This is a genomic window from Paenibacillus roseus (assembly GCF_016424485.1).
Classification (GTDB): Bacteria; Bacillota; Bacilli; order Paenibacillales; family Paenibacillaceae; genus Paenibacillus_D; species Paenibacillus_D roseus.
On sequence record NZ_JAELUP010000110.1, the window covers coordinates 1 to 1,208 of the forward strand.

Annotated in this window: 1 pseudogene; it reads right to left on the bottom strand. The window is 55.8% G+C overall.

The features are described 5' to 3' along the window. Positions 1–1,208: pseudogene (locus JFN88_RS22395) on the bottom strand (hypothetical protein); the annotation flags it as partial.

Below are 1,208 nucleotides of genomic sequence, written 5' to 3' on the forward strand. Positions count from 1 at the left end.
GAACTTCACCACTTTATTGTTGCTGTCTACTTCGTAAATGCCGATGTACTTGTTGACCACCGGATCAACGCCCGGAATGTTGCTGCCCGGCGTATATGGATTGATTACGCCAACGCTTGGAGCGGAGTCGCCCGCCTTCGGCGTTGCAATCTTGCTCGACGACACCTTCACGACCAGATGGTTCCCTGTTCCGACTGGAATTGGCGGGTTGGTCGGAAGCTTGGTCGTATCGGGATCAGTTCCAGGCTCTGGCACAGGCGTTGGATACAGCTCCGGCGCCGCTTCTGGCTGCGGACGAACATCCCCTTTGCCCAGTACGATCAGAGTGAACTTCACCACTTTATTGTTGCTGTCTACTTCGTAAATCCCGATGTACTTGTTAACCACCGGATCAACGCCCGGGATATTGCTGCCCGGCGTATACGGATTGATTACGCCAACGCTCGGAGCGGAGTCGCCCGCTTTTGGCGTGGCAATCTTGCTCGACGACACCTTCACGACCAGATGGTTGCCCGTTCCTACCGGAATGGACGGATCAGTCGGAAGCTTGGTCGTATCGGGATCAGTTCCAGGCTCTGGCACAGGCGTTGGATACAGCTCCGGCGCCGCTTCTGGCTGCGGACGAACATCCCCTTTGCCCAGCACAATTAGGGTGAACTTCACCACTTTATTGTTGCTGTCTACTTCGTAAATCCCGATATACTTGTTGACTACCGGATCAACGCCCGGGATGTTGTTGCCCGGCGTATATGGATTGATTACGCCAACGCTTGGAGCGAGGTCGCCCGCTTTTGGCGTGGCAATCTTGCTCGACGACACCTTCACGACCAGATGGTTGCCTGTTCCGACTGGAATTGGCGGGCTGGTCGGAAGCTTGGTCGTATCAGGCTCATCCCCTGGTTCTGGTACAGGCGTTGGATACAGCTCCGGCGCCGCTTCCGGCTGCGGACGAACATCCCCTTTGCCCAGCACAATTAGGGTGAACTTCACCACTTTATTGTTGCTGTCTACTTCGTAAATCCCGATGTACTTGTTAACCACCGGATCAACGCCCGGGATGTTGCTGCCCGGCGTATATGGATTGATTACGCCAACACTTGGAGCGGAGTCGCCCGCTTTTGGCGTGGCAATCTTGCTCGACGACACCTTCACGACCAGATGGTTGCCCGTTCCGACTGGAATTGGCGGGCTGGTCGGAAGCTTGGTCG